The following is a 15,000-nucleotide window of genomic DNA, read 5'->3' on the forward strand; positions in this document are numbered from 1 at the left end:
GGCGCGGCCTCTTGCGTTTAAGGCTAAAACAAACCTGCCTCGCGCGCTGTTCACTATTCACTGTTAACTGTTCACTGCCCCTGCGTATCCCAGCTGCCGCCAAGCCTCATACAGTGTGACCGCAACGGCATTGCTGAGGTTGAGGCTGCGGCTGTCGGCGACCATGGGTAGGCGCAGGCGCTGTTCGGCAGGGAGCGACTCAATGACAGACTTGGGAAGCCCGCGGGTTTCCGGTCCGAACAAAAGGATGTCCCCGTCCTGGAAATTCGCTGTGCTGTGGGGGCGGCTGGCTTTTGTGGTTAGCGCAAACAGGCGTTGGCCGATGGTTTGGTCCAGAAAATGGGGAAAGTTATCGTGTAGCTGCAGGTTGGCAAACTCACGGTAATCGAGCCCCGCTCGACGTAGTTTCTTTTCCTCCAGGGAAAAACCCAGAGGCTGGATCAGGTGCAGTTGAGCGCCGGTGTTGGCGGCTAGCCGAATGATGTTGCCTGTATTGGGAGGGATTTCGGGTTCGAAAAGGGCGATATGCAGCATGGGTTTTGCCGTGGTGGGGTGTCCGTGATATTGATTGGAAGAAAGAATAACAGGACTCGGATGATGAAACCCGGATGGATGTGTCTGTTGTTGATGCTGGTTGCCTGCAGTGAGCCGGGGTCGGAGGGTGAACTGCTTTATGTCGCACCTTATACCACCGCCTGTATCGGCGTTGGGCCGATGGATTGCATGCGGGTTCGGCACTCCCGGGAGGAGAACTACCAACTGTTCTATGATGCCATTGAAGGCTTCCGTTTTGAGCAAGGTTACCGGTATACCTTGCGGGTGGAGGTGAGCGAATTGGAGACCCCTCCTGCCGATGGAAGTCGTCTTCGCTACCGCTTGCTGGAGGTGATCGACAAGGAAGCGGTTGAGCCGTGAAATGTGTTTATCAAGCTGGAGAGGGCCTCGAGGCTCACATGGTTGCAGGGCTGCTGGAGCAGGTTGGTATCGCCGCCCAGGTACGAGGTGATCTTCTTCAGGGCGGAGTGGGAGAGCTGCCTGCTGCGGGGCTGGCTTCGGTGTGGGTGGATGACGAGGATGTCTGCCGGGCTCGGGATGTTATCGCTGAGTATGAACAGCAACAGAGCCAAGACAGTTTGCTGCCGCGGCGGGCTGTAGAGAAGGCGTCAGGGGCAGGGGCTTTCCGGAGTGGGCTGATACTGGGGGTGGTGCTGGGACTGGTGTTGGGATTGTTGGCCGGTCACGTCAGAGCAGAAAGCCCTCCCCGGTCTCTGGTTGGAAGTGTTGCGCACATACCCGGTCTCGCCAATCTCGATCAGAGTGGTCCTTTCATCGAATTATTACGAGCAATGGATGACGTATTGCCTGCGGTGTCGGTGAAGATTCGGGTGTCCCCTTTCATTCGCTCGATACACGATGCCTCAACGGGGGTCGCAGACTTTCATATGCCAATGATTCGAAATCCAGCACTGGATCTTCCGTCGTTGCCCTGGCGATATGTGGAGCGCCCGATGGGGGAGGTCTGCATGGTGCTGTATTCTTCTGCCAGGCAGCGGCTCACTGGGCAGCAGGCGATCTCAGGAGCACAACAGGGGGTACTGCGACTGGCGACCTTGAGGGCCAATCTCGATTTGTTTGCCTTGCCGCTAGAAGGGGTAACCGAATTGCGCCAGGGGCTGGCGTTGGTCGCGCGTGGAAGACTGGACGGTTTTATCGGTGCGCAGGAAGAAACAGACAATATGCTGCGCAGCAGCGGGCTCGAAAATATCCACCGTAGCCTGTTTCGCTGCTATGACGATGTGTTAATTGTGCCGAAGGGCGCTGCGGGTGACCGGACTGCGGCATTGTTGGAGGAGGCGCTGGATGCCCTGGAGGCCCAGGGCAGGCTGGCGCCCCTGCATGGCAGGGTGCACCAGCCTTATCAGGACTGGCAGCCTTATTAGCGACCGGCGCGCTTGCGTTCGGTCTCGGTAAGCAGCTTCTTGCGCAGACGCAGATGGTTGGGGGTGACCTCAACCAGCTCGTCATCTTCAATGAAGTCCAGAGCCTGCTCCAGGCTGAAGCGGATCGGCGGGGTGAGAACGATGTTCTCATCGGTGCCGGAGGCGCGCATGTTGGTCAGCTGTTTGCCCTTGGTGGGGTTCACGACCAGGTCGTTGCCACGGCTGTGAATGCCGATGATCTGGCCTTCGTAGACGTCCACGTTCGGGTCGATCAGCATGCGGCCACGTTCCTGCAGGTTGAACAGGGCGAAGCCCAGCACCTTGCCCTTGACCATGGATACCAGCACACCGTTGATGCGCTTGGCCATGTCACCCGCCTTGAACTCGCCATAGTGGCTGAACGTGCTGTTGAGAATACCGGTGCCGGATGTCAGGGTCAGGAACTGGCTGCGGAAACCGATCAGGCCACGGCTCGGCACCAGGAATTCCAGGCGGACACGGCCCTTGCCGTCCGGTTCCATGTTGGTCATCTCGGCCTTGCGCAGACCCAGCTGCTCCATGATGGAGCCCTGGTGCTGCTCTTCCACATCGGCCACCACGGTTTCGTAGGGCTCCTGCTTCACGCCATCTTCTTCACGAATGATCACCTGCGGACGGCCCACGGCCAGTTCGAAGCCTTCACGGCGCATGTTCTCGATCAGTACCGAGAGATGCAGTTCACCACGGCCGGAGACGCGGAACTGGTCGGCGCTGCCGGTTTCTTCCACGCGCAGGGCCACGTTGTGCTTGAGCTCGGCTTCCAGGCGCTCGCGAATCTGGCGGCTGGTGACGAACTTGCCGTCCTGGCCCGCGAATGGCGAGGTGTTCACGTGGAAGAACATGCTCACGGTAGGCTCGTCCACGCTCAGCGGGGGCAGGGCCTCCACATTGGCCGGATCACAGAGGGTGTCGGAGATGTTCAGCGGGTCCAGGCCGGTAATGCAGACGATCTCGCCAGCAGAGGCAGTAGGGGCGTCCACTCGCTCCAGACCGTGATAACCCATAATGGTCAGAATCTTGCCGCTGCGGACTTCGCCGTCAGCGCCGATTACTTTCACCGGGCTGTTGGCCTTGATCTGACCACGCTTGACGCGGCCGATACCGATGATGCCCAGGTAGCTGTTGTAGTCCAGGGAAGAAATCTGCATCTGGAAGGGGCCATCGGCGTCCACATCCGGATAGGCCACTTTCTCGACAATGGCTTCCAGCAGCGGGGTCATGTCGTCGGCCAGGTTGTCGGCTTCCATGCCGGCGATCCCGTTCAGGGCGGAGGCATAGATTACCGGGAAATCCAGCTGCTCGTCGGTGGCACCCAGGTTATCGAACAGGTCAAAGACCTGGTCCATGACCCAGTCAGGGCGCGCGCCGGGACGGTCGATCTTGTTGATCACCACGATCGGCTTGAGGCCAGCGGCAAATGCCTTCTGGGTAACAAAGCGAGTTTGCGGCATGGGGCCGTCTACTGCGTCTACCAGCAGTAGTACGGAATCCACCATGGACATGACGCGCTCTACCTCACCGCCGAAGTCGGCGTGTCCGGGGGTGTCCACGATGTTGATGCGATAGTCGTTCCACTGGATAGCAGTGTTCTTGGAGAGGATGGTAATGCCCCGTTCCTTCTCCAGATCATTGGAGTCCATGACCCGCTCGATATCGCCAGCGCGATCTCCCAGGGTGCCGGACTGTTGCAGCAGCTTGTCCACCAGGGTGGTCTTGCCGTGGTCAACGTGGGCGATGATGGCGATATTGCGCAGGCGTTCAATCACGAGTGTAGCTCCAGTGAAAAATGAGCAGGCCGGTTATCACCAGCCCGCAGGGGCGCGCATTATAACAGCGCTTTGGGCTGGTGATAGCCCATCGGTCGGGCTTTGTCGTAAGATTGCGCACTGTGAAGCAGTTCACGATTTTACGGTTGTTCCTGCGCGGGCCAGATTGTTGTCCTAGAATGGCGCAACCATTTGCCCCGGGCCGGGTCATAGGGGGGCCTGAGGGGCCTCCTTTCCAGGGAGTCCGGGGGCAGTAACGCTTTTGATATCAGGTTGTTAAGATGCGAATTCCTTTCTGGCTGATGTTGCTCGGGATGTCCTGGGAGGCCAGTGCCGAAGCATCGGCAAGCAAGATGATCTATGGTTTGCATGAGCAGGTATTTATCGAAGAGCTGGGGGTCACCGTGCCTGCCAAGCTGGATACTGGAGCGGACAGCGCCTCATTGAGCGCCCGTTACATAAAGACCTTTACCCGTGATGGTCAGCAAATGGTGGAGTTTGACCTGGCGATTGATCGGGATGATCGTGAGGAGCTGGGAATCACGCAGTCCCAGTGGGACGACATCGAGCTGCCGTTGGCGGGGCACGTGAGAATCAAGCAGCGTGCCGAGAGCCTGGACGGTGATGAACGTGAATATCGCAGCCGGCCAGTGGTCATGCTGACGGTGTGTATGGGTAAGCGCCAGCAGCAGATTGAGGTGAATCTGACCGATCGCAGTGAATTCAGTTACCCCATGCTGATGGGTTCACACGCACTGCAGAAACTGGCAGCAGTGGTGGACCCTTCCATGCAGCATGCTGCCGGCGCTCCGAGATGTGAGTCGTCGGCGAAAGACGTAAACAATGATGAAATGACGGAGGCTGCCGAGGCGCAATAATGGGTTCAGTCAAGTTTCAGGCGCGTTTGCTCGCTTTCTTCCTGTTATTGCTGGGAGTAGGCAGTGTTCTGTATCAGGTATTTGTGCAGCACGTTCCGCTCAGCCAGGATGAAACCGATCAGGTGTGGGTGGTGGATGCTGAGGTGGGGTTTAATGCCCGGCCCAACAAGCCGGTCAAGGTGCGGATGTTTGTGCCGCCCCAGAACAATGCTTACACCACGCTGAATGAAAGCTTTATCTCCAATAATTATGGCGTCAACGTCAACACGGAGAAGGGCAATCGCCAGGTGACCTGGTCGTCCCGGCGAGCCGAGGGCAATCAATATCTGTATTACCGGCTGATGTTGACCCAGCGCTACGCTGAGTCCCCTGAAAATGAACCCGGCCCCCAGTTTCGTCCTGCGCCTGCCCTCAAGGGGCCGGAGCGTCTTGCTGCCGAGGCGCTGCTGGAGCCAATCCGTCAGCATTCTGCGGATGTGGAAACCTTCATTAGTGAGACAATCAAGCGCGTCAATGAGCTGGAAAACGACAATGTCCAGCTGCTGCTGGGTAGCGATTTAAGTCCGGAAAACCGGGCCAAGGTGGTCGACCTGTTGCTGGCGATGTCCCACATTCCTGCCGAACCGGTCCATACCTTGCGTCTTGCTGAGAGTCAGGGGCAGCAGCCCGAGTTATGGCTGCGTAGCTACAACGGCAAACAGTGGCTTTACTTCAACCCGGTGAATGGTCAGCAGGGGCTCCCGGAAGATCGTCTGGTCTGGTGGCGTGGGGCGGAGTCGTTGCTCAAGCTCGATGGGGGTAAATCCGGAAATGTCTCCTTCAGTGTTCACCGTAATGAAATGAGTGCGCTGCAGCTGGCCCAGTCCCTGCGGATGAAGGATGCCGAGAGCTTTATCGATTTCTCGCTCTACGAGTTGCCGCTGCCGGCACAGCAGTTGTACCGCATTCTGATCATGATCCCGGTTGGGGTGATTCTTGTGCTGCTGATGCGCTCGCTGGTGGGCATGGAAACACTGGGTACCTTTACTCCGGTGCTGGTGGCCTTGGCCTTCCGGGAAACCCAGGTGTTGTACGGTGTGTTGCTGTTCACCTTTATTACTGCCATTGGCTTGTCGGTGAGATCGTATCTGGAACACTTGAAGTTGCAGTTGCTGCCGCGATTGTCAGTGGTGCTGACCTTTGTAGTGATCACCATGGCATTGCTCAGCCTGTTGGGCTACAAGCTGGGAATGGGCTCCGGGTTGTCTGTTGGCCTGTTCCCGATGGTGGTGCTCACCATGGTAATTGAGCGCACCTCCATTGTCTGGGAGGAACGGGGGGGCAGTCAGTCACTCAAGGTGGCGCTGGGCACCCTGTTCACCGCGATCCTGTGTCACTTGCTGATGGTATGGCAGCCGCTGGTGTACTTCGTCTTTACCTTCCCTGGCGTGTTGCTTTGCCTGGCCTCATTCATGGTGCTGATGGGGCACTACCGCGGTTACCGACTGACTGAGCTGGTGCGTTTTCGCGCCATGGTCGAGGGAGACAAGCACTGATGCTGTGGTCCAAGACCCGCAAGGCCCTGCGTGCCCGTGGTGTCATGGGTATTAACCAGCGCAATGGGGACTACATTCTGCGTTATAACAAGCGCAGCTTGTATCCGCTGGTCGATGACAAGATCAAGACCAAGAAAATGGCGCTGGATGCCGGTATCAGGGTGCCGGAGTTGTACGGCACCATTGCCACCGAGCAGGGTATCAGCACCCTGCGCAAGGTGGTGGATACGCACCGGGATTTTGTTATCAAGCCCGCGGAGGGGGCTGGCGGGGATGGCATCATGGTGATCGCCGATCGCTTTGAAGACTATTTCCGCTCTGCGTCCGGCCGCATCATTACCCTCGAGGAACTGGAACACCATATTTCCGGCATCATTTCCGGTATTTATTCGCTGGGTGGGCATCGCGATCAGGCACTGATCGAGTATCGGGTGACGTCTACCGAATTGTTCAAGCGCATCAGCTATGAGGGTGTGCCGGACATTCGCATCATCGTGCTCAAGGGCTACCCTGTGGCAGCCATGCTGCGCCTGCCTACCCGGCAGTCTCAGGGTAAGGCAAACCTGCACCAGGGTGCGATTGGTGTCGGCCTGGATCTGTCCACCGGTGTGACGCTGGATGGTACCTGGCTCAATAGGAAGATCCAGCGGCATCCGGACACGGCCAACGCGGTGGCGGGATTGACCGTGCCTGATTGGGAGGATTGTCTGTCTCTGGCGGCCCGTTGTTATGACCTGACAGGGCTCGGCTATCTGGGGGTTGATCTGGTCATGGACCGCGACCACGGTCCCATGATGCTTGAGCTCAATGCCCGCCCGGGGCTGAATATCCAGATTGCCATGGACGACGGTCTGTTGCGTCGTTGCCGGATTATCGAGGATTACCTCGAGTCTGTGGGCGACAAGGATCTGCCCGCCGCTGAGCGTATTGCGTTTTCCAAGTCAAAATTTGCCGTCGCCGGCCCGGTGGCGGTGGAGCCCCAGGAACCTTCCTGATCGCTAGCGGATTCCCTGCCCGTTCTGGTCACCCTGCCACAGCAGGGTGATCAGCGGATCCTGCGGATTGCCGAGCACACTGTAAAAGCGGTAGTCGACGCGCAGGCCTGCGTCGGTCTTTTCAAAATCCAGAGTTATCAGGCCGTGGGTGGCGCGCGTGAAGTGCTGTGCGTTGCTGGCAGGGCCAAGATCATTGGTGATGCTGGCGGAACCGGATATCAGCTGCCGGGTGTCCTGGTACTCCCCTTCATCAGACAGGATGTGGTCGTGGCCGCCGACCAGCAAGTCCAGATGACCGATCAGTTTCTGTTTCAGGCCAAGGTTAATCATTTCATGGGCGTTGCCATGGGAGCCGGTACTGAACATGGGGTGATGGGCAAACCCCAGGCTGAATTGGCAGCCATGTGCGTGAGCCATCTGTTGGCTGGCCGTGAGCCAATTGATTTGCCGGTGAAAGTAATACCACTTTTCGAACCAGGTTGTCTCCAGACTGAACGCACAGGCGTCTGGCCACTGTTCAAAGTAGTAAAAGTGGGGAAGGTGGATCAGCGGGTGGTGGCGTGCCACTTCAAGCCAGGCCTCTCCGTTCTGTTTCCAGTCATGGTTACCCAGCACCATATAGACAGGAATACCAGCATCCAGCGCTGGCTGCAGGGGTGGCAGGAAGCGGCTGTCGATGAGCGGATCATTGGCGTCCAGGATGCCATCAGGATAGACCAGGTCGCCCAGATAGCGGATCTGGTCGCAGCCCAGTGTCACCAGGGCCTGACCGACGGCCAGTGACGCCGGATTCCCCCAGCCACCATCACCGATGGCGCACACCCGCTGTCCGGCCAGTGGGCGGTCATGTACCAGCCAGGGGCCGTGGGGGGTATGGAACCACCAGCCAAGGCCTGCGGCAGTGAATGCGATTGCCACAAAAAGGGCTGCGTAGCTAAGCCAGCGTCTCATGCAGGACGCTCCATATACAGCGTGTGGAGCAGGAGTGTGCCGTCCTGGGATGACATTCAAGTGACAGGCGGCATGGGGGATGGATGCGTGCAGGTCCCGCCATTGCTATACTTCGCCGCCCAATTTTCGAGCCAGGGCGGCAGGCAGTGCGGCCCCCAGCACAGGTTTTTCACATGACACAGGCAACCCAACCCATCAAGCGGCGCGCGATCGCGCTGGTGTCCGGCGGACTGGATTCCATGCTGGCCGTGAAGGTCATGCAGGAGCAGGGCATCGAAGTGGAAGGGGTGAACTTTTTCACCGGCTTCTGTGTGGAAGGGCATACCCATGCCATTCGCAAGAAGGACAAGGACAAGGAAAAGCGCAATAACTCCCTGTGGGTGGCCGAACAGCTCGGTATCAAACTGCACATCATTGATATCTCTGAGGAGTACAAGGATGTGGTGCTGAACCCCAGGCACGGCTACGGCGCCAACCTGAACCCCTGCCTCGACTGCAAGATTTTCATGGTCAATCAGGCCACCTTGATGATCAACAAGGCGCGAGAGTTCGCTGGCGATCGCGGGTTTGACTTCATTGTGACAGGCGAAGTGATTGGCCAGCGGCCCAAGAGCCAGCGTAAGGAAACCATGCCGATCATCAGTCAGGAGTCCGGGGCGGACGATCGATTGTTGCGCCCGCTCTGTGCCAGGAATCTGCCCCCAACCTTGCCCGAGCGAGAGGGGTGGGTGAACCGCGATGAGCTGCACGATTTTTCTGGCCGCAACCGTAAACCGCAGATGGCGTTGGCGAAGAAATTTGGACTGGATGATTTTGCCCAGCCGGCCGGAGGGTGCTGTTTCCTCACCGACGAATCCTATTCCAACAAGCTGTCAGACCTTTGGAAAGCCCGCAATGAGCGACGCTACGAGCTTGATGACATTATGTTATTGAAGGTGGGGCGCCACCTGCGGCCGAAACCCCACTACAAGTTGATCATTAGCCGTGAGGAAGGCGAGAATCGCTTTCTGGAGGGCTACCGCTATATGTTCTCCAGTATCACCACGGTAAGCTGTCCGGGGCCTCTTGCCCTGGTGGATGGCAGCTTCGAATCTGACGAAGAGCTCAAGCAGGCTGCTGCGATTGTGGCCCGTTATTCCAAGGGGCGAGTGCTTGACGAGGTGACGTTGGAAATTCGCCAGCCGGATGGTGTGGCTCGCCAGGTGACGGTAAGGCCGGCGCAGCCTGATGATGTTTTGCCTGCCTGGAATGTGGGGTAGTGATATGACTGATGTGATTCACGACCTGGATACCCGCCGCCTGCTGTGCCCGATGCCGGTCATCAAAACGCAGAACAAGGTGCGTACATTGTCCACCGGGGATTGTCTCAAGGTGGTCTGTACTGATCCGGGCGCGCTGAACGATATCCCGGCCTGGTGTCGGATTAACGGCCACGAAGTGCTGGAAACCGGCGAACAGGGCAATGAGTGTTTTGTGGTCTTGCGCGTCGGCGAGGATAATGGTGCACTGTTTTAGTGCTGCATGCGGCCACTGCGCACCATTTGTGTGCATTATGGTGGTGCGTGACGTGGTGAGCCCCCGGTAGCCGGGGGGTATGCGCTAAAAAAGGGCTGGCATGGTATTTGCCTCCCTATTGGCATTAGTGGCCCCTTGGCCGAGAATACCGGCTCTCTGTGTTGCTCCATGCCGGTGCAATATGTCGAGTCAGAGATAAACCCGCTGTTCCTTAGGAGGACGCACGACAATGTCTGAAAAGACCCTCAAGCTGATTAAAGAAAACGATGTGAAATGGGTGGACCTGCGCTTCACGGATAGCCGTGGCAAGGAGCAGCACGTTACTCTGCCGGTGGGTGAAATCGACGAAGATTTCTTCACCGACGGCAAGATGTTTGACGGTTCTTCCATCGCTGGCTGGAAAGGCATCAACGAGTCCGACATGGTGATGATGCCTGACGACTCTACTGCCGTTCTGGACCCGTTCACTGACGTAGCCACCCTGAACCTGCGTTGCGATATTCTCGAGCCGTCCACCATGACCGGTTACGAGCGTGACCCGCGTTCCGTTGCCAAGCGTGCCGAAGAGTACCTGAAGGCTACCGGTATCGCTGACACCGCCCTGTTCGGTCCTGAGCCGGAGTTCTTCGTATTTGATTCCGTGCAGTGGAAATCCGACATGCAGGGTTCCATGTACAACATTCACTCTGAAGAAGCTGCGTGGGTTTCCCACGAAGACTTCGAAGGTGGCAACATCGGTCACCGTCCGGGTGTGAAAGGTGGTTACTTCCCGGTTCCTCCGGTAGACAGCCTGCACGACCTGCGTGGTGCCATGTGTTCCGCCATGGAATCCATGGGTCTGAACATCGAAGTGCATCACCACGAAGTAGGTACTGCTGGTCAGTGTGAGATTGGTGTTGGCGCCAACACTCTGACCAACAAGGCTGACGAAGTTCAGATCCTCAAGTACTGCGTGCACAACGTGGCTCATGCCTACGGCAAAACCGCTACCTTCATGCCCAAGCCGCTGATCGGTGACAACGGTTCCGGTATGCACGTTCACGTGTCCCTGGGTAAAGATGGCAAGAACCTGTTCGCAGGCGAAGGCTATGCGGGTCTGTCCGACGAAGCGCTGTACTTCATCGGTGGTATCATCAAGCACGCCCGTGCCCTTAACGCTTTCACCAACGGTTCCACCAACTCTTACAAGCGTCTGGTGCCCGGTTTCGAAGCTCCGGTAATGTTGGCCTACTCTGCCCGTAACCGCTCTGCGTCCATCCGTATTCCGTTCGTGAGCAGCGCCAAGGCGCGTCGTATCGAAGCGCGCTTCCCTGATCCGTCTGCCAACCCCTACCTGTGCTTCGCTGCACTGCTGATGGCTGGTCTTGACGGTATCAAGAACAAGCTGCACCCCGGCGATGCCATGGATAAGGATCTGTACGATCTGCCGGCTGAAGAAGCTAAAGACATCCCCACCGTGGCTCATACCCTGACCATGGCGCTGGATTGCCTGGAAGCCGATATGGACTTCCTGACCGAAGGTGACGTGTTCACCAAGGACATGCTGGATGGCTACATCTCCCTGAAGCGTGGTGAGATTGAGCGTCTGAACATGACTCCGCATCCGGTTGAGTTCGACATGTACTACTCCTGCTAATCCCTTGGGATTGCAGTGAAAAAGCCCCCGCTGGTCGGGGGCTTTTTTTATGTCTGGCTGCAGTCGCGGCGGGTCTTCACTTCCGTCGTTGCAGGCAAGGATGCGAATTTGTGCATTTTCTCCTTGTTTGAACAAAGTTTTCCGGGCCAGAATCAGGTAGATAAATGTGGAGAGTCAGAATGAAAAAGCTGTGGATGCTGATGATGTTGCCGCTCTGTTCCGGTGTGGTATACGCCGAGTCAGAGGATATGTCGGGAGCTGATGCGGCGGCATCATCCAAAATCTACCGGGTCGTCGATGAGAACGGCAACGTCGTTTTCACTGATCAGAAGCCGGGAGGTGCGGCTGCTACTGAAGAGGTGCAGTTGCGCAAAACCAATACCGTGCCAATCAAGCGCGTGGAGCTGCCGGTTGCTCCCGTTGAAGCGGTGTCTGGCACGGGGAGTGGCGAGGCTGAGTTTGCCGGGTACGATACGATTGCCATTACGGCGCCTGAGCCAGGCAGTACAATTCGCAACCCTCAGGAGCCGGTGAAGATCAGCGTGGATCTTGTTCCAGGCCTGCAGGAAGGCCATAAGCTGGTTGTCCTTGATAACGGGAATGAGCTGCCTGGTTTGCAGTTGCTGAACCCTGACAGGGGGGTCCACACTCTCACGGCCATGGTGGTGGATAGTGAGGGTGAGGTCGTAACCGAGTCGGCGTCTATCGAAATCTATATTCATCGCAGTACGGTAGGGTCGTACCGACCAGGGAATGGTCCTGCGGTGATTGGTCGCCAGGCAAGTACGGGGAGTTCTGCTTCGCAAGGAGCTTCTGCGCCCAGGGGTGGGGCAGCCACTCCGGGTGCTGGCGCATCCACGGGCACGGTAGCCAGGCCTGCATCACTCGGACGCCCCGCAATGAAAACCCCTTAATGCACCCATATGGTGCATTTCTTGTCTTTGGCGCGCTAAACTAACCACTCCTCACGGCTTTTTTCATGTCCCTTTGGCGTGATTTGCGCGTCTGACCCGTTTCTCTCAGGTGGCCTGATAATTGCTTATGCCCTGTTATGGGCCAATTAGTTGATAAGTGGTGTCGCCTTGCACAAACGGTTACTCGATCACCTGCGCACTGCAGTGGTCATGCTCGATAGTGAGCTGCACGTGCGTTATCTGAATCCGGCAGCAGAAATGTTGCTCGCGACCAGTGCCGTCCGCGCCATCGGTCAGCCATTGCCCGATTACTTCTTTGACGATGAAGAGGCACGGTCTGCCCTGCAGCAGTGCATCCGTGACGAGCACCCCTTTACGCGCCGGGAGGCGCGCTTGTCTGTGGCGCCGGGCAATGAGGTCACCGTGGATTATTCGGTCAGCCCCATCAATGAGCCCGGCCAGCCGCTGTGCCTCCTGTTGGAGCTTCAGGCGCTGGATCGGTTGCTGCGCATTACCCGTGAGGAGGCGTTGCTGCATGCCCACCAGGCAACCCGGGCGCTGGTGCGGGGTGTGGCGCACGAGATCAAGAACCCCTTGGGGGGCATTCGCGGCGCTGCACAGCTGCTGGAACGTGCCCTGCCAGACCCTGAGCTGACCGAGTACACCAAGGTCATTATTGATGAGGCGGATCGCTTGCGCTCTGTGGCAGATCGCATGCTGGGGCCTCGCAAGCCGCCAGAGTTTCGCCCGGTCAATGTGCATGAGTGCCTGGAGCATGTACGTCAGTTGTTACTGGCTGAGCATCCCCAGGGCGTCTCGATCTGGCGGGATTACGATATCAGCTTGCCGGATGTGGTGGCCGACCGGGACCAACTGATTCAGGTGCTGCTGAACCTGATCCGTAACGCCACCCAGGCGCTGCTGGAATCGTCAACGCCACAGGCGCGCATCGTGATGCGTACCCGGGTGCTGCGCCAGTTCACCATCGGGGTGCTGAGGCACCGGCTGGTGTTGCGCGTAGACATTATTGATAACGGGCCCGGCATCGACCCGGAAGTACAGGAAACCCTGTTCTATCCCATGGTCAGTGGCCGCGCCAGCGGCACAGGGCTGGGCCTTTCCATCGCCCAGTCGATCATCAGCCAGCATCATGGACTGATCGAATGCGAAAGTGTGCCGGGTGAAACCGTATTCAGCCTTTTGCTGCCCATGGAGCAGCCGGAGCTGATTGAGACAGAAGAGTCATGAAAGACACAGACACGATCCCTGGGAGAAGCAGGTCATGAGCGAAAGTATTTGGGTTGTAGACGATGACCGCTCCATTCGTTGGGTGCTGGAAAAAGCGCTGAGTCAGGAAAATTACGCCGTCACCTGCTTTGAAGATGCCGATGAAGCGCTCAATACCCTGGAAAATGGCGGCCAGGAACCGGACGTCCTGATCAGTGATGTGCGCATGCCGGGTACCGATGGCTTACGCATGCTCAAGATCCTGCAGCGCAAGAATCCGGATTTGCCGGTTATCATCATGACTGCGCATTCGGATCTGGACTCGGCAGTGGCGTCCTACCAGGGTGGGGCATTCGAATACCTGCCCAAACCCTTTGATGTGGACGAAGCGGTCGCACTGGTGCGCCGTGCGCTCAAGCACCGTGAAGAGTCTCGCGGCGAATTCCCGGCCGCGGTGGAAGAGGCCCCCACCGAGATCATTGGCGAAGCGCCGGCCATGCAGGAAGTCTTCCGGGCGATTGGCCGTCTCAGTCATTCCAATGTAACCGTGCTGATCAATGGTCAGTCCGGTACCGGTAAGGAGCTGGTGGCCCGTGCCCTGCACCGCCATTCCATGCGTCGGGAGAAAAACTTCGTGGCGCTGAACATGGCGGCTATCCCGAAGGACCTGATCGAATCCGAATTGTTCGGCCATGAAAAAGGGGCCTTTACCGGTGCCAACAATCAACGGGTTGGTCGATTTGAGCAGGCCAATGGCGGCACGCTGTTCCTGGACGAAATCGGGGACATGCCGCTGGAAGCGCAGACCCGGTTGCTGCGGGTGCTACAGGAAAGTGAATTCTACCGCGTTGGTGGCACCACGCCGATTCATGTAGATGTGCGGATTATTGCCGCGACCCACCAGGATCTGGAAAAGCTGGTGAAAGAAGGCGACTTCCGTGAGGATTTGTTTCATCGCCTCAATGTGATTCGCATCCATATTCCCCGCCTGTCCGAGCGCCGTGAAGATATCCCGCGGCTGGCCAATTATTTTCTGCAGCGGGCGGCCAATGAGTTGGGTGTTGAGCCCAAGGTGCTGCACAAGGATACCGAAAAGTATCTGTCCACCCAGTCCTGGCAGGGCAATGTGCGTCAGCTGGAAAATACCTGCCGCTGGCTAACCGTAATGGCCTCTGGCCGCGAAGTATTGGTGGATGATCTGCCGCCAGAACTGCGCGAGAGCACGGTCAGCAAGGGTGGGGATGTTAGCGGTGACTGGCTGAAATCCCTGCGCAACTGGGCCGATCGCGCCCTGTCGCAAGGCGAGCGAAGCATTCTTGATCAGGCGGTGCCGGGCTTCGAACGCACCATGATCGAGGTCGCCCTGCAGCATACCGGTGGCCGCAAACGCGATGCCGCTGCCCTGTTGGGTTGGGGGCGAAACACCCTGACTCGCAAGATCAAGGAGCTGGAAATGGAGAGTCAGTTGAGTGGGGCAGATGATGACTGACTTTTCAGTTAAGAGTGAATAGTGAACAGTTAACAGCGGCGCGTTCGCGCGTTATGTGATCTGAAAGGCATGAGGCCGCGTCCAAATTCTGGGCGCGGCCTCATGCCTTTAAACA

Annotated in this window: 14 protein-coding genes; 11 read left to right on the forward strand and 3 right to left on the reverse strand. The window is 57.8% G+C overall.

Going from position 1 to position 15,000, the window contains the following annotated elements:
• Positions 1-63: 63 nt before the first annotated feature.
• Entirely contained in the window at positions 64-534 is a 471-nt protein-coding gene (gene trmL, locus Q672_RS20970) for a tRNA (uridine(34)/cytosine(34)/5-carboxymethylaminomethyluridine(34)-2'-O)-methyltransferase TrmL (protein WP_022984386.1), read from the reverse strand.
• Between the two features lie 60 nt (positions 535-594).
• Between trmL and Q672_RS20975 the strand changes: the two genes are divergently transcribed.
• Together Q672_RS20975 and Q672_RS33775 are read left to right on the forward strand one after the other, a co-directional pair.
• Positions 595-915 (forward strand): DUF4377 domain-containing protein, encoded by a 321-nt coding sequence (locus tag Q672_RS20975; protein WP_022984387.1) that lies wholly within the window; start codon positions 595-597, stop codon positions 913-915.
• A 38-nt stretch (positions 916-953) separates the two neighbouring features.
• Positions 954-1,940, forward strand: coding sequence for a putative signal transducing protein (locus tag Q672_RS33775; RefSeq protein ID WP_235047181.1), 987 nt, complete (start codon positions 954-956; stop codon positions 1,938-1,940).
• On the opposite strand, the gene typA is transcribed toward Q672_RS33775, so the two are convergent.
• Positions 1,937-3,745: a translational GTPase TypA gene (gene typA / locus Q672_RS20980; RefSeq protein ID WP_022984389.1), complete on the reverse strand. Its 1,809-nt coding sequence runs from the start codon at positions 3,743-3,745 to the stop codon at positions 1,937-1,939. The genes Q672_RS33775 and typA overlap by 4 nt on opposite strands.
• Before the next feature lie 281 nt (positions 3,746-4,026).
• Here typA and Q672_RS20985 point away from each other — a divergent pair, with 281 nt between their 5' ends.
• From Q672_RS20985 to Q672_RS20995, 3 genes are read left to right on the forward strand one after another with little or no spacing between them, the layout of a single operon-like run.
• Entirely contained in the window at positions 4,027-4,623 is a 597-nt protein-coding gene (locus Q672_RS20985; RefSeq protein ID WP_022984390.1) for an ATP-dependent zinc protease family protein, read from the forward strand.
• Positions 4,623-6,158 (forward strand): inactive transglutaminase family protein, encoded by a 1,536-nt coding sequence (locus tag Q672_RS20990; protein ID WP_022984391.1) that lies wholly within the window; start codon positions 4,623-4,625, stop codon positions 6,156-6,158. The genes Q672_RS20985 and Q672_RS20990 overlap by 1 nt, the downstream gene beginning before the upstream one ends.
• Complete coding sequence (locus tag Q672_RS20995; RefSeq protein WP_022984392.1) at positions 6,158-7,153, forward strand: alpha-L-glutamate ligase-like protein; 996 nt, start codon at positions 6,158-6,160, stop codon at positions 7,151-7,153. Before Q672_RS20990 ends, Q672_RS20995 begins: the two co-directional genes overlap by 1 nt.
• Before the next feature lie 3 nt (positions 7,154-7,156).
• On the opposite strand, the gene Q672_RS21000 is transcribed toward Q672_RS20995, so the two are convergent.
• Positions 7,157-8,104 (reverse strand): metallophosphoesterase, encoded by a 948-nt coding sequence (locus Q672_RS21000; protein ID WP_022984393.1) that lies wholly within the window; start codon positions 8,102-8,104, stop codon positions 7,157-7,159.
• A 173-nt stretch (positions 8,105-8,277) separates the two neighbouring features.
• On the opposite strand from Q672_RS21000, the gene Q672_RS21005 reads away from it, so the two are divergent.
• From Q672_RS21005 to glnG, 6 genes are all read left to right on the forward strand, one after another.
• Positions 8,278-9,363: a tRNA (5-methylaminomethyl-2-thiouridylate)-methyltransferase gene (locus Q672_RS21005; RefSeq protein ID WP_022984394.1), complete on the forward strand. Its 1,086-nt coding sequence runs from the start codon at positions 8,278-8,280 to the stop codon at positions 9,361-9,363.
• A gap of 4 nt (positions 9,364-9,367) precedes the next feature.
• Positions 9,368-9,619 carry a sulfurtransferase TusA family protein gene (locus tag Q672_RS21010; RefSeq protein ID WP_022984395.1) on the forward strand — a complete coding sequence of 84 codons (252 nt, stop codon included), beginning with the start codon at positions 9,368-9,370 and terminating at the stop codon, positions 9,617-9,619.
• Between the two features lie 229 nt (positions 9,620-9,848).
• Positions 9,849-11,255, forward strand: a complete 1,407-nt coding sequence (glnA, locus tag Q672_RS21015) for a glutamate--ammonia ligase (RefSeq protein ID WP_022984396.1) — start codon at positions 9,849-9,851, stop codon at positions 11,253-11,255.
• Positions 11,256-11,434: 179 nt separating this feature from the next.
• A complete protein-coding gene (locus tag Q672_RS21020) occupies positions 11,435-12,169 on the forward strand; it encodes a DUF4124 domain-containing protein (RefSeq protein ID WP_022984397.1) in 735 nt (244 codons plus the stop codon).
• Positions 12,170-12,337: 168 nt separating this feature from the next.
• Positions 12,338-13,417 carry a nitrogen regulation protein NR(II) gene (gene glnL, locus Q672_RS21025; RefSeq protein ID WP_199699472.1) on the forward strand — a complete coding sequence of 360 codons (1,080 nt, stop codon included), beginning with the start codon at positions 12,338-12,340 and terminating at the stop codon, positions 13,415-13,417.
• Between the two features lie 34 nt (positions 13,418-13,451).
• A complete protein-coding gene (glnG, locus tag Q672_RS21030; protein WP_022984399.1) occupies positions 13,452-14,885 on the forward strand; it encodes a nitrogen regulation protein NR(I) in 1,434 nt (477 codons plus the stop codon).
• Positions 14,886-15,000: the final 115 nt, after the last annotated feature.

Source organism: Alcanivorax sp. P2S70 (assembly GCF_000475295.1).
Lineage (GTDB): Bacteria > Pseudomonadota > Gammaproteobacteria > Pseudomonadales > Alcanivoracaceae > Alcanivorax > Alcanivorax profundi.